The organism is Comamonas sp. F1-6 (assembly GCF_039581415.1).
GTDB lineage: Bacteria > Pseudomonadota > Gammaproteobacteria > Burkholderiales > Burkholderiaceae_C > Comamonas > Comamonas thiooxydans.
The window spans coordinates 13,085-32,727 of sequence record NZ_JBCPWN010000019.1 but is presented as its reverse complement, the minus strand read 5'-3'; the positions used below and the strand labels follow the sequence as shown (position 1 = coordinate 32,727).

17 protein-coding genes are annotated in these 19,643 nt (G+C 62.7%); 9 read left to right on the top strand and 8 right to left on the bottom strand.

Translation table 11 applies throughout. The features are described 5' to 3' along the window. Positions 1 to 10: 10 nt before the first annotated feature. Complete coding sequence (locus AAIL66_RS17960) at positions 11 to 985, bottom strand: quinone oxidoreductase (RefSeq protein ID WP_343497359.1); 975 nt, start codon at positions 983 to 985, stop codon at positions 11 to 13. Positions 986 to 1,226: 241 nt separating this feature from the next. On the opposite strand from AAIL66_RS17960, the gene AAIL66_RS17955 reads away from it, so the two are divergent. From AAIL66_RS17955 to AAIL66_RS17940, 4 genes are all read left to right on the top strand, one after another. Continuing rightward, positions 1,227 to 1,493: a DUF2164 domain-containing protein gene (locus AAIL66_RS17955; protein WP_012839864.1), complete on the top strand. Its 267-nt coding sequence runs from the start codon at positions 1,227 to 1,229 to the stop codon at positions 1,491 to 1,493. A 103-nt stretch (positions 1,494 to 1,596) separates the two neighbouring features. Continuing rightward, positions 1,597 to 1,773 carry a hypothetical protein gene (locus tag AAIL66_RS17950; RefSeq protein ID WP_343497358.1) on the top strand — a complete coding sequence of 59 codons (177 nt, stop codon included), beginning with the start codon at positions 1,597 to 1,599 and terminating at the stop codon, positions 1,771 to 1,773. A gap of 30 nt (positions 1,774 to 1,803) precedes the next feature. Next, the gene (gene sbcD, locus AAIL66_RS17945; protein WP_343497357.1) at positions 1,804 to 3,048 is read left to right on the top strand and encodes an exonuclease subunit SbcD; all 1,245 of its coding nucleotides are present in this window, start codon (positions 1,804 to 1,806) and stop codon (positions 3,046 to 3,048) included. Beyond that, complete coding sequence (locus AAIL66_RS17940; RefSeq protein WP_343497356.1) at positions 3,045 to 6,476, top strand: SbcC/MukB-like Walker B domain-containing protein; 3,432 nt, start codon at positions 3,045 to 3,047, stop codon at positions 6,474 to 6,476. Before sbcD ends, AAIL66_RS17940 begins: the two co-directional genes overlap by 4 nt. A gap of 8 nt (positions 6,477 to 6,484) precedes the next feature. On the opposite strand, the gene AAIL66_RS17935 is transcribed toward AAIL66_RS17940, so the two are convergent. Further along, positions 6,485 to 7,450 (bottom strand): intradiol ring-cleavage dioxygenase, encoded by a 966-nt coding sequence (locus AAIL66_RS17935; protein ID WP_343497355.1) that lies wholly within the window; start codon positions 7,448 to 7,450, stop codon positions 6,485 to 6,487. Between the two features lie 339 nt (positions 7,451 to 7,789). Here AAIL66_RS17935 and AAIL66_RS17930 point away from each other — a divergent pair, with 339 nt between their 5' ends. The 5 genes from AAIL66_RS17930 (at position 7,790) to AAIL66_RS17910 (ending at position 14,276) form a co-directional block, all read left to right on the top strand. Continuing rightward, positions 7,790 to 8,905 (top strand): TRAP transporter substrate-binding protein, encoded by a 1,116-nt coding sequence (locus tag AAIL66_RS17930; RefSeq protein WP_003068127.1) that lies wholly within the window; start codon positions 7,790 to 7,792, stop codon positions 8,903 to 8,905. A 116-nt stretch (positions 8,906 to 9,021) separates the two neighbouring features. Then, positions 9,022 to 9,594: a TRAP transporter small permease subunit gene (locus AAIL66_RS17925; RefSeq protein ID WP_003068125.1), complete on the top strand. Its 573-nt coding sequence runs from the start codon at positions 9,022 to 9,024 to the stop codon at positions 9,592 to 9,594. Beyond that, complete coding sequence (locus AAIL66_RS17920) at positions 9,591 to 11,528, top strand: TRAP transporter large permease subunit (protein ID WP_343497354.1); 1,938 nt, start codon at positions 9,591 to 9,593, stop codon at positions 11,526 to 11,528. The genes AAIL66_RS17925 and AAIL66_RS17920 overlap by 4 nt, the downstream gene beginning before the upstream one ends. Before the next feature lie 220 nt (positions 11,529 to 11,748). Further along, positions 11,749 to 13,533 carry an FAD-dependent protein gene (locus AAIL66_RS17915; RefSeq protein WP_343497353.1) on the top strand — a complete coding sequence of 595 codons (1,785 nt, stop codon included), beginning with the start codon at positions 11,749 to 11,751 and terminating at the stop codon, positions 13,531 to 13,533. Positions 13,534 to 13,706: 173 nt separating this feature from the next. Continuing rightward, entirely contained in the window at positions 13,707 to 14,276 is a 570-nt protein-coding gene (locus AAIL66_RS17910) for a hypothetical protein (RefSeq protein ID WP_034354426.1), read from the top strand. A gap of 18 nt (positions 14,277 to 14,294) precedes the next feature. On the opposite strand, the gene AAIL66_RS17905 is transcribed toward AAIL66_RS17910, so the two are convergent. The 6 genes from AAIL66_RS17905 to pyrC all read right to left on the bottom strand — a co-directional run bounded on the left by AAIL66_RS17905 (position 14,295) and on the right by pyrC (position 19,525). Then, positions 14,295 to 15,089, bottom strand: a complete 795-nt coding sequence (locus AAIL66_RS17905; RefSeq protein ID WP_343497352.1) for an enoyl-CoA hydratase — start codon at positions 15,087 to 15,089, stop codon at positions 14,295 to 14,297. A gap of 86 nt (positions 15,090 to 15,175) precedes the next feature. Beyond that, positions 15,176 to 15,544: a YXWGXW repeat-containing protein gene (locus tag AAIL66_RS17900; RefSeq protein WP_003068115.1), complete on the bottom strand. Its 369-nt coding sequence runs from the start codon at positions 15,542 to 15,544 to the stop codon at positions 15,176 to 15,178. Between the two features lie 124 nt (positions 15,545 to 15,668). Then, entirely contained in the window at positions 15,669 to 16,541 is an 873-nt protein-coding gene (gene htpX, locus AAIL66_RS17895) for a protease HtpX (protein WP_003068113.1), read from the bottom strand. Between the two features lie 73 nt (positions 16,542 to 16,614). After that, complete coding sequence (locus tag AAIL66_RS17890; RefSeq protein ID WP_343497350.1) at positions 16,615 to 17,433, bottom strand: DUF3025 domain-containing protein; 819 nt, start codon at positions 17,431 to 17,433, stop codon at positions 16,615 to 16,617. A 14-nt stretch (positions 17,434 to 17,447) separates the two neighbouring features. Continuing rightward, positions 17,448 to 18,329, bottom strand: coding sequence for an NYN domain-containing protein (locus AAIL66_RS17885; RefSeq protein WP_034377143.1), 882 nt, complete (start codon positions 18,327 to 18,329; stop codon positions 17,448 to 17,450). Positions 18,330 to 18,478: 149 nt separating this feature from the next. After that, on the bottom strand, positions 18,479 to 19,525 hold the full coding sequence (gene pyrC, locus AAIL66_RS17880) for a dihydroorotase (protein ID WP_034391035.1): 1,047 nt from the start codon (positions 19,523 to 19,525) through the stop codon (positions 18,479 to 18,481). Positions 19,526 to 19,643: the final 118 nt, after the last annotated feature.

Below are 19,643 nucleotides of genomic sequence, written 5' to 3'. Positions count from 1 at the left end.
CTGTAGCGATTCAGCGGGTGAGGATGATCGAGCCTTGCGAGCGTCCTTGCTCCAGGTCTGCGTGCGCCAGGGCTACGTCCCTGAGCGCGTAGCTTTTCCATATGCGAGGCGTGAGTATGCCGGCTGCGATGGCGTCAAGCACGTCCTGCGCACGGCTCTGATATTCCTCTATCGTTGCCGTATGCTCGGCCAGAGACGGACGGGTCAGAAACAGCGAGCCCTTGGCATTGAGCACGCCGACCTCAATGGCAGGCGGCAGGCCCGATGTGGCACCAAACGACACCATCAGCCCTCTGGGTCGCAGGCAGTCCAGCGAAGCCAGGAAAGTGTCTTTGCCGATGGAGTCGTAAACCACGTCCACCTTTCGGCCCTGCGTGGCCTGCATCACCTGGGATGCCAGTGTCTGCGCATCAAAGACAAACACCTGATCGCAGCCTGCCGCCTTGGCTCGTTCCACGCTGGCGGGCCTGGAGACGACGCCCAGAACCTGGGCGCCCAGATGCTTGGCCCACGCGCACATCAGCTGTCCGAGAGCCCCGGCAGCGCCATAAATCAGGACTCGGCTGTCTTGACTCACCTGGCCGGTGGTCTTGAGCAGGTACTGAGCCGTGATGCCCTTGAACAGGACCGACGCGGCGGCATCATCCGCGAGACTGTCCGGAAGCCTGATCAGACGATCAGCGGGGAACAAGCGCGCACTGGCATACGCGCCCAGCGGCCCGGTTGCGTAGCCGACACGGTCCCCTGACTTCAGGCCCGACACTCCCGAGCCCACGGCTGCCACTGTTCCCGCGCCCTCCAGACCCAGTCCCGAAGGCAATGCAATCGGCACCAGGCCCTTGCGCTGATTGACATCCAGAGGATTGACACCGATGGCGGTCTGCTCGAGCAGAACCTCGCCCGGCCCCGGTGACGGCAGATCCAGCTCTTCGAGCTGCATCACTTCGGGCGCACCTGAGCTGTAGATTCGAATGGCGAGGGCCATGACTTTTCCTTGTGAATAACGAAGAAACCATCGTATTCATGCCACTTGCGTGCATCAACATGAGCACATGCACATAATAAGTGCATGTGGTGCAGCAATCACCCTATGACGCTCCGTGCTTGGCCGAAGCCATGAAGCGGACTGCCACTGACACACCGCCAGTTGCGAGACAAGGTAGCCAGTCAGCTAAAGCGAAATCAGACGCTTGAAGCGAAAGAAAATTTACAAGAAAGCTTGATCAATGAGCATAGAACTCCCCAAACACGCGCAGCAGCAGGCCATTGCCTCCATAGAACGCTATTTCCGCGAAAACATGGACGAACCCATAGGCAATATGCAATCCGGTGCCCTGCTGAATTTCTTTCTCGCGGAAATAGGCCCCAGCATCTACAACCGTGCCGTGGCCGATGTGCAGGAAAACCTGCAGGCCAGGCTGCAGGAGCTGGACTATGAGGTCGGCAAGGAAGAATTCAGCTACTGGACGGCCAAGCGCGCTGGCAAGCGCTGAAATGCTTCCAGCCAGACGCCTGCAAACAGCTTTGCGGCCAGACCAGCCGGCACCGACTGCGGCGGCGTTGGAGAAACTGGCTCATGCCCTCAGGGATGAAGGCATGAGCCAGGCCGCGCTCTACCGCCTGTTCCAGGCCGAGCATGCACGCTCGGACCTCGACGAACCGCGCCTGGAGGCGCTGGCCGAGACCATGGATCTGATCTGGGGTGGCGGCTGGGCCAAAGGCCATGCCTTGTTCGAGCAGGAGCTATCGCAAGAACGGCTGGACAGCGAGTAAGACGGGGGCCGGCTGGCATACCATCGCCGCATGCGTCTTCTCCATACCTCCGACTGGCATCTGGGCCAGCACTTTATGGGCCGCAGCCGTCAGGCCGAGCATCAGGCCCTGATCGACTGGTTGCTCACTCAGGTGCAGGCCCATGCCGTGGATGCCGTGCTGATCGCCGGCGACATCTTCGACACCGGAGCCCCGCCCAGCTATGCGCGCGAGCTGTACAACCAGCTCATCGTGCGCCTGCACGACGCAGGCGCGGCCTTGCTGATCCTGGCGGGCAATCATGACTCGGTCAGTGTGCTCGATGAAAGCCGCGAGCTGCTGACCTACCTGGGCGCCCAGGTGGTCAGCTCGACCGGTGATGAGGCCCGGCATGTCGTCACGCTGCCTCGACGTGGCGCAGCGCGGGAGCCTGGCTGCATCGTCTGCGCACTGCCCTTCATCCGCCCGCGTGATGTGCAGCAAAGCCAGGCCGGACAAAGCGCACAGGACAAGCAGCAGGCACTGCAAGCCGCGATTGCATCCACCTACCAGCGCGTGTATGCCGCAGCCCTTCAAACTCAGAATGAGATACAGGCCAGCCAGGGCGAACTGCTGCCCATCATTGCCACCGGCCATCTGACCACGGTGGGTGCCAGCAGCAATGAATCGGTGCGTGAAATCTATGTAGGCGCACTGGAGGCTTTTCCGACCAATGCTTTCCCGCCAGCCTGCTATATCGCCCTTGGCCATATCCACAAGCCGCAGCTCGTCGGCGGGCTCGATCACATCCGCTACAGTGGCTCGCCCATCGCGCTGGGCTTTGACGAAGCCAGGCAGACCAAGCAGGTACAGCTGGTGGAGCTCAATGCCGGCGGGCTGCAGGCCGTCACCGCCCTGCCCGTGCCGGTGTTCCAGCCCATGGCCTCCATCACCGGCAGTCTGGCGCAGATGCCCGTGCTGCTGAAGTCTGCCGCCGCGCAAACCCGCAACAATCTGCCTGTCTGGCTTGAAGTCACGGTAGAGGAAGACGACTATCTCTCCGACCTCACGGCGCGCGTGCAGGCCATGGCCGAGTCGCTGCCCGTGGAGATTCTGCGCATCAAGCGACAGCGCGGCCAGGCTGCGGCACAGCTGTCCGGCGAGGCCCGCGAGTCGCTCGATGAACTCACCCCGCTCGATGTGTTTGCGTGCCGACTGGCCCAGGAGAGCCTGGAGCCGCCACTGCAATCGGCGCTGACCGAGCGCTATCAACAGGTGCTACACGGTCTCCATGACCAGCCGGGAGCTGTCGCATGAGAATTCTCAAACTGCGGCTGAAGAACCTGAACTCGCTCAAGGGCGAGTGGAACATCGACTTCACCGCTGCCCCCTTTGCCGACAACGGCCTGTTTGCCATCACCGGATCCACGGGCGCTGGCAAATCCACGCTGCTCGATGCCATCTGCCTTGCGCTCTATCACCAGACGCCGCGCCTCGACAGCATCAGCGGCAGCAACGACATCATGACGCGCCACACCGGTGAGTGCGAAGCCGAGGTGGAGTTCGAAGTCAAGGGCGTGGCCTACCGCGCCTTCTGGAGCCAGCGCCGCGCGCGCGGCAAGCCGGATGCAGCCCTGCAAGCTCCCAGGGTGGAGCTGGCACTGGTGGCGGACGGCAGCATACTCACCACCCACGTCAAGGACAAAACCCGGCGCATCGCCGAAATCACCGGACTGGACTTTGCGCGCTTTACCAAGTCCATGCTGCTGGCCCAGGGAGGCTTTGCCGCCTTCTTGCAGGCCACGGCCAATGAGCGCGCCGAGCTGCTCGAAGAGCTGACCGGCACCGATATCTACGGTCGCATCTCGCAGTCCGTTTTCGAAAGAGCGCGCGACGCCCGCCAGGCCCTGGAAAAGCAACAGGCCCAGGCACAGGGCATGCAACTGCTGGATGCAGGCACACGCGAGCAGCTGCAGTCCCAGGCAGTACTGCTGCAGACCGGCTTGACGGATCTGCAGGCACGCCACCAGCAACTGCAAATCGTACAACGCTGGCAGGCACAGACCATGCAGGCCATGGAGGACGTGGAGCAGGCGCGCAATGCACAAGCGAACGCCCAGCAAGCGCTGAGTGATGCCGCGCAGGATTTGCTGCGCCTGCAGGCCCACGGACCTGCGCAGGCAATCCAGCCCATGCACCATCGCTGGCAGCTGGCACAAGACCAGCAAAGCGAACAGGCCGCGCAATTGCAGCAACTGCATACCCTGCGGCTGCGAGCCCAAAGCGCGCAATGGCATCAACACCAACAGGCCCGGCAACTGGCTGGCGATCAGCTGCAGCAGTCAAGGCTGCAGCTGCAGTCTGCACAGGCCCGGCAGGCCGACTTGACGGCATGGCAGCAAGCCCATGCCAGCCACGCCCTGCTGGGTGAAAACCTCAGCGGCTGGCGCGAGCAGCTGCAGCAAGGCCAGCAACTGCAACGGCAAACCGTCCAGGCAGAAGGCCAGATGACGCAGTTGCAGAAGCTCGCCCGGCAACTGCAGCAGCAAGCAGATGCACAGACGCAGCAATCCACGCAGTCGACACGGCAAGTCTCCCAGACGCTGAAACAGCAGCAGGCCTCAGAGCAAGCCCTGCAGCAGCAGTTGGCCACGCACGGCAGCCTGCCTCAGCTGCGCAGCCACTGGCAAAACGCAGAGCGCCAGCTGCATCACTGGCAGCAGTTGCAGGAACATGCCGCACTGCGCCAGCCCCTGGACGTGCAGCAGCAGCGCAATTCGCAGGCGTTGAGCTCCGTTGATTCCCGCATTCAAGAGCAGCTGGCGCAACGCGATGACTTGCGTGCGCAGTACAAGGCGCTCAAGGAAAAGGTGGCCGACAAGCAAGCCCTGCTTGACCAGGAGCGCCTCATCCAAAGCCTGCAAGAGCACCGCGCCGCGCTGCAGCCCGGCGAAGCCTGCCCGCTGTGCGGGTCTCAGGATCACCCAGCCATCACCGAATACGCGGCGCTGGATGTATCAGCCACAGCCGCTGCGCTGCAGCAGGCACAGAGCGAGCTCGAGTCGCTGCAGCGCCAGGGCGAGCAGCTGAACACCGCGCTGGCCACTGCCCAGGGTCAGCAGCAGCTGCAGCAGGAGCAGCACCAGGCCATTGCCCAGCAGATTGAAAAATGGCTGTCACGCTGGGCTGACTTGCGCGCACAGAGCGCAGTGCCGCTGGATGAAACGGCATGGCAGCAACCCGAAGCACTGCGCACCGCTTGCGCTGAAGCCGGGCAGCAGATTGCGCAGCTGCAGCAGAACCTGGCCGATGCCGAAACTGCCGAGCGCCAGCTGCAACAGTCCAAGGACGCCTGCCAGGCGGCTCTGCAACACCAGCAGCAGATCGAGCATGCACAGGCCAGCACCCAGCAGGCTCTGCAGAACAATCTGACGCAGCAGGAGCAGACCGCTCAGGCACTGCAAGCCTTGATGCAGCAGGCCGGCGACCTGCAAACTCGCTTGCAGCTTGCCCTGCAGACGGCAGGCTACGCATTGCCCGAGAGCGCGGACACCGCAGACTGGCTGGATGCGCGTCAGCAGGAATGGCAGCAATGGCAGCGCCAGCAACAGGCAATGCAAGAGCTGACCCCGCAGATCGACCTGCTGCAACGCCAGGTCGAACAAGCCGCAGAGGATGCCGAGCACTGGCTGCAACGCAGCCAGGCCCTGCCCGATCTGCCCGCCGACGCCACCGCCTGTACAGCGCCAGCCGCCGCCACGCTGCATGACTGCAAAACCCTGCTCGAGCAGACTGCGCAGCAGCTGGCCAGGCTGCAAGGTCAGGCAAGCCAGGCACAAGCCACGCTCGAGCAGCTGCAGCAATCGACGCGGCAGGCCCAGGCCGAATGGCAGCAGGCGCTGCAGGCCAGCCCGTTCTCCGACGAGGCGCAGTACTCCGCAGCCCTGCTGTCCGATGCCGAACAGCAAGGTCTGCAGGCACTGAGCAACCAGCTTCAGGGCGCGGCACAACGCGCAGCCGCCTTGCAGGCAGACGCCAGCCGGCGCCTGACCACACTGCAGACACAGGCGCTCAGCGATGAAGCACCCGAAACCATTACCGAGCAGATTACCCAGCTGGAAGCCGAACGCGCCCAGCAGGCCGAGCAGCTGGGCGCCCACCGCGCCCGCCTCAAAGATGACGATGACCGCCGCGCGGGCCAGCAAGCCTTGCTGGCCCGGATTGCCGAGCAGGAGCAGGACAGCGATCTCTGGCAACACCTGGACAGCCTGATAGGCTCCTCCAAGGGCGACAAGTTCCGCAAGTTCGCACAGGGGCTGACGCTAGACCATCTGCTGCATCTGGCCAACCGGCACCTGGAGCGCCTGCACGGTCGCTATCTGCTGCGGCGCAAGCCCACTGGCGAGCTGGAGCTGGACATCGTGGACGGCTGGCAGGGCGATGTGGCGCGCGACACGCGCACGCTCTCCGGCGGCGAAGCCTTTCTCGTCAGCCTGGCACTGGCACTGGCACTGTCCGATCTGGTCAGCAGCAAGACCTCGATTGACTCGCTGTTCCTCGACGAAGGCTTCGGCACGCTGGACGGCGATACGCTGGAGATGGCCCTCGCCGCGCTAGACGCACTCAACGCCAGCGGCAAGATGATTGGCGTCATCAGCCATGTGGAAGCCCTCAAGGAGCGTATTCCGGCGCAGATCCGCGTGGAAAAAGCGGCCGGAATCGGCTACTCCAGACTGGTGATCTGAAGTCTGGTTCAGGTGCCAGGCGGAGGTGGCGGCATCATGCCCGGGCGCGGCGGCCGCATGCCGCCGGGCCGCCCCGGACCTCCTGGCCCACCCGGGCCGCCTGGCGGCATGGAGCCCTTGACCTGGCAGAGCTTGTCGGCACTGTCGCTGCGCACCACCACGGTCTTCGATGCCAGCATCACCCCTCCCAGGTTCTGCACATCGAAGACATAAGGCGTCTTGTCCGGCTCCTGCCCGACCACGTTGTCCACATCCAGGCGGGTATCGGGCTGGCCCTTGTCCTTGTAAAGCGGCGCCTGCGCAAAGATCTCGCTGTTGAGCGCATCGCTGAACAACAGCTGGCTGGTCAGCCACGATGCAGCGCTGTCCGCCGGGTCGTAGCTGCCTTGCAGAATGCGAAAGTGCACATGCACGGCACGGCCGCGATACCAGCCGGGGTAGCAGCTGTCGAAGCGCGCCACGCCATGGCCGTCGGTGCGCTGATAGCCGCGAAAGAACTGCTTGTTCACATCGGCGGCATCGTTGTTGCACATGCGGTGAATCTGGCCCGAGTAACCGCCCGTGTGATTGGTATGCCAGATCTCCACAATCGTGCCCGGCACCGGCTCGCAGCGCTCGTTGACCACGCGGATCTGCATATGCAGCGGCAGGCCATCCCAGCCATCGCTGACATCCATGCGCTCGGGAGACAGCGTGTGGCAGGGGCCGATGGTGGCCTCGCAAGTCAGGCGGCAACTGCCCGCCAGCCCGGCACTGGCAAACGGGTTGATGCCGCGCACAGCGGCTGTGATGGCCGCCGTACCACCGCTGAGCCATGGAGCAGCCGCTTTTCCCACGCTCCTCACCGACTCCGCAGCGGGAGCTGCGCAGCCGAGCAAGGGAATGACGGGCAGCACCCCCAGCACAGCACCGGAATGCTGCAGCCAATGTCTGCGGGTAAGCGGCAGGAAAGAGTCGGAGGATGAATGAGGCATGGAGCTTTGGCGTCAAGTCAGACTGGCTGCATGCTAGTGCACGGCAAGTCATTCAGGCGCTTGCTTTGCGAGCTTTACCGCAACGATACATCTACGCAGCGCCCCCCAAATTACCCTTAACCGGCAGATCTCCAGCACTGCCAAACACTCACCAATCCATAGCAAACACCACTTTAATTGCGGGCGTAATAGATTGATTTCACTAAAGAAACATCAAGACTTCAAGCCGCCATCCACCCATCAAGTCTGGTGTTAACCCTCTGCGCCGGCCTGTCACTCGCTTCAAAGATGCATGCACTGGCGGAAGGCCAGGATAACCACCCAGAGGAGATGAAGTAGATGACACAGGAGACCCAGAAAACCGGCCGCCGCAACCTACTCAAAGGTGCCGCGGTGGCTGCTTCCGCCATGTCCGTGCCCATGATAAGCACGGCCCAGACCACGTCCTGGCGCTTTCAGAGTACCTGGCCGGCCAAGGACATTTTTCACGAGTTTGCCCAGGACTTCGCGAAGAAAGTCAACGACATGACTGGCAACCGCCTCAAGATCGAGGTGCTGCCTGCCGGCTCCGTGGTGCCTGCATTCCAGTTGCTGGATGCCGTATCCAAAGGCACGCTGGATGGCGGACACGGCGTGATTGCGTACTGGTATGGCAAAAGCCAGGCCGTAGCGCTTTGGGGGTCCGGACCGGCCTTTGGCATGGATGCCAATATGGTGCTGGCCTGGCACAACTATGGCGGAGGCAAGGAGTTGCTGGACGAGATCTACGGCGGCCTGAAAATGGACGTGGTCTCCAAACTCTACGGCCCCATGCCGACCCAGCCGCTGGGCTGGTTCAAGAAACCCGTGGCCAAGGTGGAGGACCTGAAGGGACTGAAATTCCGCACCGTCGGCCTTGCCGTGGATGTGTTTACGGAAATGGGTCTGGCAGTGAACCCGCTGCCTGCCGGTGAGATCGTTCCAGCCCTGGATCGCGGTCTGCTGGATGCCGCCGAGTTCAACAATGCATCCAGCGACCGCGTGCTGGGCTTTCCGGATGTGACCAAGAACTGCATGCTGCAAAGCTTTCACCAGTCGAGCGAGCAGTTCGAGGTGCTGTTCAACAAGACCAAGTTCAACGCCCTGCCGGCCGAGATCAAGTCCATCATCGAGTACGCCACCCAGGCCGCCAGCGCCGACATGAGCTGGAAGGCCACCGACCGCTATGCCAAGGACTATGCAGAGATGCAGTCCAAGCAGGGCGTGAAGTTCTACAAGACACCCGACGCCATCCTGCGCGCCCAACTGGCCGCCTGGGACAAGGTGACATCCAAGAAGGCCGCCGAGAACCCCATGTTCAAGCGGGTGATGGACTCCATGCGCACGTTTGCCCAGCGCAGCGGGCGCTGGCAAAACGATACCGACCTCGACTTCAAGATGGCCTGGAACCACTACTTCGCGCAAAAACGCAGTTGATGCCGACACAGCGCAGCCCAGAAGGGGCTGCGCCTGTCTGCCTCCCGCAACCCCGCCCCGGCAGGCGGGCATCCCATCCTCTTCGCACCTCGCTGCATCACGCAGCGGAGACTGCCATGCAAAAAATTCTGCTTGCTGTCGATGCGTTCTCGACCTTTATCGGCAAGGTGGCGGCCTGGGCCGTGGTGCTGTTGACAATGCTGATCAGCTGGGAGGTGTTCTCCCGCTACGCACTGAACAAACCTCACGCCTGGGTGCTGGATGCACAGATCATGCTCTACGGCACCATGTTCATGCTGGCCGGCGCCTACACCCTGTCCAAGAACGGCCATGTGCGCGGCGATGTGCTCTACGGCTTCTTCAGCCCGCGTGCGCAGGCTGCCGTGGATCTGTGCCTGTACATCCTGTTCTTCCTGCCTGGCGTACTGGCGCTGACCTGGGCCGGCTGGACCTATGCCCACGAATCGCTGGACATTCGCGAGCAGACCTTCTCTGCCCATCCGTTGCCGCTGTATCCATTCAAATTCATGATTCCGCTGGCTGGTGGCGTGCTGCTGCTTCAGGGTCTTGCTGAAATCGCCCGCTGCATGCTGTGCCTGCGCGACGGCCAGTGGCCCCGTCGCGGCGCAGACGTGGAAGAAGTGGATGTGGAAAAGCTCAAGGAAATGGTGCAGGAGGGCAAAGCATGAAGATTCGCAAGGAACTCTGGTTCGGCTTTTCCATCATGGCCCTGGTCGTGCTCTCGGCCATCGTGCTGCTGCTGGGCGTAGAAAACATCACCAACGGCCATCTGGGCCTGCTGATGCTGTCGCTGGTGGTGGTCGCCATCATGCTGGGCTTTCCCACTGCCTTCACGCTGATGGGCATGGGCATGATCTTCACCTGGCTGGCCTATGAGCGAGATACCACACGCACACTGGATTTGATGGTGCAGTCAGCCTACAAGAGCATGACCAATGACGTGCTCATCGCCATCCCCCTTTTCGTCTTCATGGGCTATCTGGTCGAGCGCGCCAACCTGATCGAAAAGCTGTTCAAAAGCATGCACCTGGCCATGGCCCGCGTGCCGGGCTCGCTTGCTGTGGCCACGCTGGTGACCTGCACCGTATTTGCCACCGCCACCGGCATTGTGGGCGCCGTGGTCACGCTCATGGGCCTGCTGGCACTGCCCACCATGCTGCGTGCCGGCTACAGCACATCCATGGCGGCAGGGGCCATCACGGCGGGTGGCTGCCTTGGCATCTTGATACCGCCTTCGGTGCTGCTGATTCTCTATGGCGCGACAGCAGGCGTTTCCGTCGTCCAGTTGTATGCCGGCGCTTTCTTCCCTGGCCTGATGCTTGCCGGCCTGTACGTGGGCTATGTGATTCTCATGGCCAAGATCAAGCCGGCCTGGGCACCACCGCTGTCAGCCGCCGAGCGCCAGGTAGCTCTACCGCCCCTGACTCGCGAGCTGCCCGCCACCGCTCAGCAATACGCCCCCATGCGCCTGCTGGCCGCACTCAAAGGCCAGCGCAATGCACAGGTTCCCACGGGCTACCTGCTGCGCCAGCTAGCCGTGGTGGTTCTGCCCGGAATGCTGTTCCTGCTGCTGGCTGCCAGCAGCTGGCAGGCAGTGACGACGCCGAAGGTGCAGGAACAGTTCGAGATCCAGCCCATAGGCATGGAAAGCGGCAGCTCCTCCAGCTCCGGCACAGGCCTTGCCGAGCCGCCCATAGAAGGTGGCTTGCAGGAACCACCCACCGAAGGAGGGCTGCAGGAGCCGCCCGGCTCAGAGTCCTCCGCCCCGGTGGCAGCAACAGCGCCGGCAGAGCCTAAAACAGGCAGCAACGCACCGGGCGTGCCTGCTGCCAGCCAGGCTGAAACCCAGCCAGCCCCCACCTGGTGGTGGATTGGCTTTGCACTGCTGGGGACCTGCACCGCACTGTTCTATCTGTTTCTGAGTTTTGCGCGGCTGGAAATCTTCAAGATGCTGCTGGGCTCGTTCTTTCCGCTGGTGGTGCTGATCCTGACCGTACTCGGCTCCATTGTCTTTGGCCTGGCCACGCCGACCGAAGCGGCTGCCATGGGCGCCTTGGGCGGCTTTGTGCTTGCCGCTGCCTACAAGCGCCTGAGTATCGATGTCGTCAAGGAGTCCGTGTACCTGACTGCCAAAACCTCGGCCATGGTCTGCTGGCTGTTTGTGGGCTCGGCCATTTTCTCCGCCGCCTTTGCATTGCTGGGCGGGCAGGAGCTCATAGAGCGCTGGGTACTGTCCATGAACCTCAGCAAGATAGAGTTCATGATCCTCTCTCAGGTCGTGATCTTTCTGCTGGGCTGGCCGCTGGAATGGACGGAGATCATCGTCATCTTCATGCCCATCTTCATTCCCCTGCTCAACCACTTTGGCGTTGACCCGCTGTTCTTCGGCCTGCTGGTGGCGCTGAATCTGCAGACGGCCTTCCTCTCGCCACCCGTGGCCATGTCTGCCTTCTACCTCAAGGGAGTGGCACCGCCTTCGGTGACGCTCAACCAGATTTTCGTGGGCATGATGCCCTTCATGGGCATACAAATCCTGGCCATCGTGCTGCTCTACATCTGGCCGCAGATCGGTCTGTGGCTGCCGCAACTGCTCTACAAATAACAAAAGGCCATCAGCACATCACTATCAAATACATAGCTGGCTGCGCTTTCTACATAGTAACTTCGTGTTTATAGAGATGAAAACATGAGATGGAGCAAGCGCAAGAAGCTATCTTTTTAGAATCGATAAGCACAACAAAGCTCGAGGTCACCATGGCCTTGTCGCGCAGTCATCAGGTCTTTGCCGTACCATCCAGACCCTTGCTTGATAGGTACAAGCCATGATCCGGATCGCAGAACTCAAACTCCCTCTCTCGGCGGTTGAATACCACCCCGAGAACCACACCGAATACCAGCCTACGGACAAGCTCACGCAGCTTGCGGCCGAGCGCCTGGAAATTGCGGCCGCCGCCATTGCAAAGCTGCATGTGCACAAACGCAGCTTCGATGCGCGCAAGGCGGAGCTGCTGGCCGTCTACATCGTCGATATCACGCTGGCCGACGAGAGCCAGGAGGCCGCGCTGCTGACGCAGTTTGCCGACCACCCCCATGTCAATCCCACGCCCGACATGAGCTGGAAACCCGTGGGCCAGGCCCCGGCGGATATGAACGAGCGCCCCGTGGTCGTGGGCTTTGGACCCTGCGGCATGTTTGCCGGACTGGTGCTGGCCCAGATGGGCTTCAAGCCCATCGTGCTGGAGCGCGGCAAGACCGTGCGCGAGCGCACCAAGGACACCTGGCGCCTGTGGCGCAAGCGCGAGCTGACGCCCGAGTCCAATGTGCAGTACGGCGAAGGCGGCGCCGGCACCTTCTCCGACGGCAAGCTCTACAGCCAGATCAAGGACCCGCGCCATCTGGGCCGCAAGGTGCTGACCGAGTTCGTGACCTATGGTGCTCCGCCCGAAATTCTCTACGCGGCTCACCCCCATATCGGCACTTTCAAGCTGGTCAAACTGGTCGAAGGCATTCGCGAGGAAATCGTGCGCCTGGGCGGCGAAATCCGCTTCGAGCAGCGCGTGACCGATGTACAGATCGAAGAAGTCGACGGCCAGCGCCAACTGGTCGGTCTGCAGGTGCTCGACCAGGCCACAGGCCAAAGCTATGCGCTGCCCACCCATCATGCCGTGATGGCGCTGGGCCACAGCTCGCGCGACACTTTTGCCATGTTCTACGAGCGCGGTGTGGCCATGGAGGCCAAGCCCTTCTCCGTGGGCTTTCGCATCGAGCATCCGCAAAGCGTGATCGACCGCGCCCGCTGGGGCAAGGATGCCGGCCACCCGCTGCTGGGCGCTGCCGACTACAAGCTGGTGCACCATGCCAAAAATGGCCGCGCCGTCTATAGCTTTTGCATGTGCCCGGGCGGCACCGTGGTGGCAGCGACCAGCGAACCCGGGCGCGTCGTCACCAACGGCATGAGCCAGTATTCGCGCGCCGAGCGCAATGCCAATGCCGGCATGGTCTGCGCCATCAGCCCCGAAGACTACCCGCAAGACGCCGAGAGCTTTGCCTGGGCCTTCGACGGCAAGACCTTCGGCGTCGAAAAGCTGCAAAAAGGCGAGCATCACCCGCTCTCCGGCATTGTGCTGCAGCGCCAGCTGGAGTCCCAAGCCTATGTGCTCGGCGGCCAGAACTACAGTGCGCCCGGCCAGCTCGTGGGCGACTTTGTGACTGGCAAGCCCTCCACCGAATTTGGCGAGGTGCAACCCTCGTACAAGCCCGGCATCAGCCTCGGCGATCTGCACCAGGCCCTGCCCGCCTATGCGATCGAAGCCATGCGCGAGGCCCTGCCCGCCTTTGGCAAAAAGATTCGCGGCTACGACATGAAGGATGCCGTGCTGACCGGTGTGGAAACCCGCACCTCGTCCCCGGTCAAGATCGGTCGCGGCGCCGACTTCCAGAGCGACAACACGCGCGGTCTGTACCCGGCCGGCGAAGGTGCCAGTTATGCGGGCGGCATTCTGTCGGCCGGTGTGGACGGCATCAAGGTCGGCGAGGCCGTTGCAGCCGCGATTCTCGGCGTCGAGGTGCCCTCCTCGGGCGCGCGCGGCTCGGGCGGCGCCCTCTAATCGGGGGCAGGCAGCCGCGCTGCCCCCCAGGCATGCCAGCCCTGCTGCTGGCTGCCTTTGATGGGTGCGTCCATACCAGACGTCATGGCTTCACAAGTTTTTGGACGCTGACTGACAATGCACCAGGTTTGGCATCGCTACGCTGGTGACTTCATTGCACGCCAAGCGTCTCCATGAAACCTCTGCGACCTGCCCCTGCCTCCGTGTCCCTGGGACTGGCCTGCTGGCTGGCAGCCGCCAGTGCCGGCGCACAAACCAGTGATCCCGCTGCTGCGGCGGACAAGAGCGCCGACAAGCCCTCGGCGCTATCGGGCTGGATGCTCGGCTACGCCCCCCTGGACTGGCATTTCTCCGATGCCAAAAAGGAAAACGATTTCGAGCCCGACGAACAAAAGCACGCCTATGTCTGGCTGATCCAGGCCGAGAAGGAGCTGGACGAGCGCCATATCGCGGGATTTGCCTATTTCAGGAACTCATTCGGCCAGCCCAGCCAGTACGCCTATTACGGCTGGCGATTCAGGCCTTTTGACAGCGTGCCAGGCCTTTTCTTCAAGGTCACGGGCGGCATCATTCACGGCTACAAGTTTCCGTACAACAAGAAGATCCCGTTCAACAACAGGCATGGCTGGGGCATCACGGCCATTCCGGCCGTGGGCTATGACTTCAACAGCAACTGGGGCACCCAGATCAATGTGCTGGGCAATGCCGGCGTGATGTTCCAGCTCAACTACACGGTTCGCTAGGCCGCAGGAAACGACCTGTCAGGCTCCGCGCAGCCTGGCAAAATCAGGCGCACGCTTTTCCAGAAAGGCCGCAATGCCTTCGCGAGACTCCTCGCTGCCCTGGGCCTCGACCATATGGTCGGCCTCCAGCGCCAGCTGTTGCTCCAGGCTGTGGCGGTGTGCCACCCGGCACAGTGCCTTGATACGCGCGGTCGCCACTTCCGGCCCCTGGGCCAGTTGCCGCGCCAGCTCCAGCGCTTGAGCCAGGGCCTGGCCCGGCTCCGTCAAACGGTTGATGCAGCCATGCGCATGCATGCGCTCGCCGCTGATGCGCTCGCCCGTCAGGCAGAGCTCGGTCAGCAATTGACGGGACATGAACTCGGCCAGAAACGAAGTCGCGCCACCGTCGGGTGTGAGGCCGACCTTCACATAGGCCACCGAGAAAACCGCCGACCTTGCCGCCACCAGCATGTCGCATGCCATGGCCAGAGACAGGCCTGCACCAGCGGCAGCGCCCTCCACCGCCGCGATCACAGGCTTGGGGCAGTCGCGTATGGCACGAATCAGATGGTTGAGATCCTCAAGCTTTAGGCGGCGTTCGGCCAGCGGCATCTCGCGCCTCGTTGCCAGCTGGTTCAGATCGCCGCCAGCGCAGAAATGACCGCCCTCGCCCGTCAGAATCACGGCGGCCACCGAGGCATCGGTGCCGGCCGCACGCAGCGCTTCCATGACCGCGTAGTAATACTCGGGCGACAGCGCATTGCGCGCTGCCTGGTTGTTGTTGGAGAGAACGAGAACAGCGCCTTCGCGGCGGGTGACAAGAGCAGGATTCACGGCAAACCTCCTGCATCCGACTCTAGCGATGCAGGCACGGCCCGCCTAGCGGGCGGATGCCCTCTCTTGTCACCTAGCGGACGCCCTCAGCGGCGCGGTCCCCAATGGCCGCCGCCGTGATGCCAGCCGCCAGGACCATGATTCCACCCACCCTCATGCCAGCCGTAGCCGGGACGTGGCGGCATGGCCCAGCGGCCGGGACGCCAGTTGTAGCGCCCGCCGCCCCAGCCCCAGGAGCCGCCGATCCAGACATAAGCCGGCGAGGGAGCCACCGGGATCACCTCGTTGATCAGGGGAGGCGGGGCCATGGGTGCATAGACGTCGCCCGCAACCACCTCGGTTCCATAAGCCGGATAGGCCGGGGCCACCACGCAGCCCGTAAGCAGGGCAGCGGAGCCGCCCAGCAGCAAGACCGGCAGCAGTCGGCGGGTCATGGTTTGAGAGATGAAGGACATCGCAACTCCTGAAAGTCCGGGGACATGTATATGCTCCTACAACGCAAAAGCCCCTGCCGGTTGTTGACAGGGGCTTGTGAAGCAGCGGTAAAGACCGGCTACTGCCGTTTACACATGCGTACGCTTAGCGGGCGTTCTGCAGTGCAGCAATGCGCTGCTCGATGGGCGGGTGGGTAGAGAACAGCTGGCCGATGCCACCGGCAATGCCCATGGCCGCCACGCTCTTGGGCAGCTCGCCCGGATGCATTCCGCCCAGACGGGCCAGCGCATTCATCATGGGCTGCTTGCGCCCCATGAGCTGGGCAGCACCCGCGTCGGCACGGAACTCGCGCTGGCGCGAGAACCAGGCCACGATCATGGCGGCGACAAAGCCCAGCAGGATATCCAGCACCACGGTGGTGATCATGTAGCCGATGCCGGGGCCGGAGCTTTGCTCGTCGTTGCGGCGCAGGAAGGAGTCGACCGCATAGCCGATCACGCGCGAGAGGAAGACCACAAAGGTGTTCATCACGCCCTGGATCAGCGTCATGGTCACCATGTCGCCATTGGCGATGTGGGCCACTTCGTGACCGATCACGGCCTCGACCTCTTCACGCGTCATGCCTTCGAGCAGACCTGTGGACACGGCCACCAGGGCCGAGTTCTTGAAAGCGCCGGTCGCAAAGGCGTTGGGCTCGCCCTCATAGATGCCGACCTCGGGCATGCCGATGCCAGCCTTTTCGGCAAAGCCGCGCACGGTGTTGACGATCCAGGCCTCGTCGGCGTTGCGCGGCTCGTTGATGACCTGCACGCCCGATGTCCACTTGGCCATGGGCTTGGAGATCAGCAGCGAGATGATGGCGCCGCCAAAGCCCATGATGAAGGCAAAGCCCAGCAGGGCGCCCAGATTGAGGCCGTTGGCAGTGAGGTAGCGGTTGACGCCCAGCAGGCTGGCGACGATGCCCAATACCGCCACCACGGCGATATTGGTCAGTAGAAATAAGGCAATACGTTTCATCGAGGGTGTACTCCACACAGGGGACAAAATGACCAGAACCCCTGAGGCACCGCCTGTGCAGGACGAATGCGCATCAAGCCAGTTCTGTTTCTGGCAGTACCCGTTGTTGTGTTGTTTGTGCGGTACGTGGGGCTCGGAAAACTAGAGAGTCATCATAGAAGGAAAAGTTCTGGTTTTGCAGGCACCAGTCCGGGATTCCCAATATGGGAATTGGTAGATAGGGCTTGCTGGCCAGATTGCAAGACTGTGTGCGCAACTGATCGTCCAGCCAGCCGTCTGCCTCGGCCAGCGATGCCAGCCCTGGAGCCTGCCCCAGCGGCACGCAGATCACATGCGCGGTAATGGCCTTGCGCGGCTGAACCAGCTTTTCCAGCAGGGCATGGCCTATGGGAAGAAAGCGCGCCTGCGCCCACAGCACACGCCGGGCCACAAACAGCTCCTGCCAGCGCTTGTCGCGCAGCGCATCGCACAGTGCCTGCGGCGCCAGCAGCAAGCCGCCGTTCTCGTCCAGCACCGTGATCGAATCGCGCAGGCGCCCGCGCTGCGCCCCCACGCCCTGGCGCTCTATCTCGGCCGCCTGCAGCGCGTTGAGCCGCTGCTTGAGCAACGGCCAGTGCAGCCAGATCAGGCCGTTGAAGAAGTCATGCAGATTGTCGCGCGTGGGAATGCTGCGCTCTCTGTGGATGAATGCTTCATAGGCCTGACCGGCAGGCAGCTGCAGCTGATCGACAAACTGCCAGCCCGGCAGCAGTCCGTGGGCGGCAGCCACTTCCTGCAAGGCCCGGGCCACGCCGGCACCGCCCAGCACCCGGTCATGAACCTGACGTCCAAGCGCTTGCAGCGGTGCCAGCCAGGGCACCTGCCAGTCAATGGCCCAATCCACTGACGGCATTGCGGCTGGCTGCATCAAGGCAGCACCTCGTCCTGATGCCCACGCAGATCGCGCACCGCCACCCTGGCCGTGCCCTCGTCACGCAACTCGAAGACCTGGGTCGCGGCCATGAGCTTGGTCAGCGAGGCATAGCCATAGTTGCGCGCATCAAACGACAGCTTGTTGCCGATATGCGTGCCCACCGCAGCCACACGTGCCCAGCCGGCTTCGTCCTGCGTCGCCTTGACGGCATCGCGCAGCATGGCAATGAGCTGCCTGTCTTCCTTGAGCATGTGCGAAGGCACGCGCAACGTGGTGCATGCCGGGGCCGCAGCGCCCGTGCCACCGGCCACCTTGCCATTGCTGACAGGGAGGGTCTGCTCGGATGGCTGGCTTGCTGCAGGCACTGCACGTGGAACTGCCTCGGCCTCCAGCGCCTCGCGGCGTTCGCTGCGGCTGACAATGCCGTCGCCGAGTTCCTTGAGCGCATCGAAATACAGAAAGCGCGAGCAGGCATTGACGAAAGCCCTGGGCGTCTGCTCCGCGCCGAATCCATAGACCGCAGCGCCCTTGGCGCGCAAATGCATGACCAGCGGCGTGAAGTCGGCGTCCGAGGAAACGATGCCGAAGGCATCGGGCTTTTCGGTATAGAGCAGCTCCATGGCATCCACCGTCATGGCCATGTCGGTCGCGTTCTTGCCCTTGGAGTAGTCAAACTGCTGCATGGGCCGCACGGCGTACTCCAGCAGCTTGCTCTGCCAGCCATGCAGACCGGCCTTGGTCCAGTTGCCATAGGCACGGCGAATATTGATCAGGCCGAAGGTGGATAGCTCGGTCAATATCTCGTCAATCATCTCTGCGGGCGCGTTGTCCGCATCGATCAGCAAGGCAATCTTGGGCTGGACATCGTTGGGCATGCAATCTCCTGAGCGCTGTTTGGCCAAGCCTAACCGAGGCCATGCTCAAAGCCAAACTAAAAAAGGAGCAGCTTGCGCAACTCCTTTATTGATTTCAGACCGAAAACACCTTTGATTCAAGTGAACACAGGCGCTTGCAGCTACTGTTCTTAATCCAGCATCTTCCAGGGCAGGGCTTCGCCAAAGCGCAGTGGCTTGAGCTGCGCCCCTTCGCCGTATTCAAAACTCACAGGCGGCGTCCAGCTTTCCTTGACCAGGGTGATGGTGTCGGTGTTGCGGGGCAGGCCATAGAAGTCGGCTCCGTTGAAGGAGGCAAAGGCTTCCAGTTTGTCGAGAGCCCCGACGCCGTCGAACACCTCGGCATACATCTCGATGGCGGCGTGGGCACTGTAGCAGCCGGCGCAGCCGGTCGCGGCTTCCTTCAGATGCGCTGCATGGGGTGCGCTGTCCGTGCCCAGGAAGAACTTGCTGCTGCCGCTGGTAGCGGCCTGCACCAGCGCCAGGCGATGGGTTTCGCGCTTGAGGACCGGCAGGCAATAGAAATGCGGGCGCACGCCGCCCAGGAAGATGGCGTTGCGGTTGAACAGCAGATGCTGGGGCGTGATGGTCGCAGCCAGGAAATCATCGGCCTCAGCCACGTACTCGGCGGCTTCCTTAGTCGTCACATGCTCCATGACGATCTTGAGCTCGGGAAAATCCTTGCGCAGAGGCTTGAGCTGCTGCTCGATGAACACGGCTTCGCGGTCGAAGAGGTCGATGCTCTGATCGGTGACTTCACCATGCACCAGCAGCACCAGGCCTTCGCGCTGCATGGCTTGCAGCGTCGGGTAGATCTTGCGCAGATCGGTCACGCCATGGTCGGAGTTGGTCGTGGCACCTGCGGGATAAAGCTTGCAGGCCACCACGCCGGCCGCCTTGGCGCGCACGATTTCCTGAGGGCCCAGGTTGTCCGTCAGATACAGCGTCATCAGCGGCTGGAACTGGCTGCCTTCAGGCACGGCCGACAGAATGCGGGCGCGGTAGTCCGCAGCCATCTCCGCCGTGGTGACCGGGGGCTTGAGGTTGGGCATGATGATGGCACGGCCCATCTGGCGGGCAGTGTGCGGCACCACGCAGCGCATGGCATCGCCATCGCGCACATGCAAGTGCCAATCATCGGGGCGGGTAATCGTGATGGTCTGAGTCATGGCCGATATTGTCCCATCTTCGCTGGCGGCAAGGCCGCACCCGACCCCGCAAGAGCAGTGCTCCCACGGCGGTCACAGGCTCTTCTCTCTGGCATTTGGCGCAAAAATCCTCAAAAATGAAGCCAAG

Coding starts and splice junctions, on each gene's coding strand:
- AAIL66_RS17960 (WP_343497359.1), bottom strand. CDS start 985: ATGGCCCTCGCCATTCGAATCTACAGCTCAGGTGCGCCCGAAGTGATG.
- AAIL66_RS17955 (WP_012839864.1), top strand. CDS start 1,227: ATGAGCATAGAACTCCCCAAACACGCGCAGCAGCAGGCCATTGCCTCC.
- AAIL66_RS17950 (WP_343497358.1), top strand. CDS start 1,597: ATGAGCCAGGCCGCGCTCTACCGCCTGTTCCAGGCCGAGCATGCACGC.
- sbcD (WP_343497357.1), top strand. CDS start 1,804: ATGCGTCTTCTCCATACCTCCGACTGGCATCTGGGCCAGCACTTTATG.
- AAIL66_RS17940 (WP_343497356.1), top strand. CDS start 3,045: ATGAGAATTCTCAAACTGCGGCTGAAGAACCTGAACTCGCTCAAGGGC.
- AAIL66_RS17935 (WP_343497355.1), bottom strand. CDS start 7,450: ATGCCTCATTCATCCTCCGACTCTTTCCTGCCGCTTACCCGCAGACAT.
- AAIL66_RS17930 (WP_003068127.1), top strand. CDS start 7,790: ATGACACAGGAGACCCAGAAAACCGGCCGCCGCAACCTACTCAAAGGT.
- AAIL66_RS17925 (WP_003068125.1), top strand. CDS start 9,022: ATGCAAAAAATTCTGCTTGCTGTCGATGCGTTCTCGACCTTTATCGGC.
- AAIL66_RS17920 (WP_343497354.1), top strand. CDS start 9,591: ATGAAGATTCGCAAGGAACTCTGGTTCGGCTTTTCCATCATGGCCCTG.
- AAIL66_RS17915 (WP_343497353.1), top strand. CDS start 11,749: ATGATCCGGATCGCAGAACTCAAACTCCCTCTCTCGGCGGTTGAATAC.
- AAIL66_RS17910 (WP_034354426.1), top strand. CDS start 13,707: ATGAAACCTCTGCGACCTGCCCCTGCCTCCGTGTCCCTGGGACTGGCC.
- AAIL66_RS17900 (WP_003068115.1), bottom strand. CDS start 15,544: ATGTCCTTCATCTCTCAAACCATGACCCGCCGACTGCTGCCGGTCTTG.
- htpX (WP_003068113.1), bottom strand. CDS start 16,541: ATGAAACGTATTGCCTTATTTCTACTGACCAATATCGCCGTGGTGGCG.
- AAIL66_RS17890 (WP_343497350.1), bottom strand. CDS start 17,433: ATGCCGTCAGTGGATTGGGCCATTGACTGGCAGGTGCCCTGGCTGGCA.
- AAIL66_RS17885 (WP_034377143.1), bottom strand. CDS start 18,329: ATGCCCAACGATGTCCAGCCCAAGATTGCCTTGCTGATCGATGCGGAC.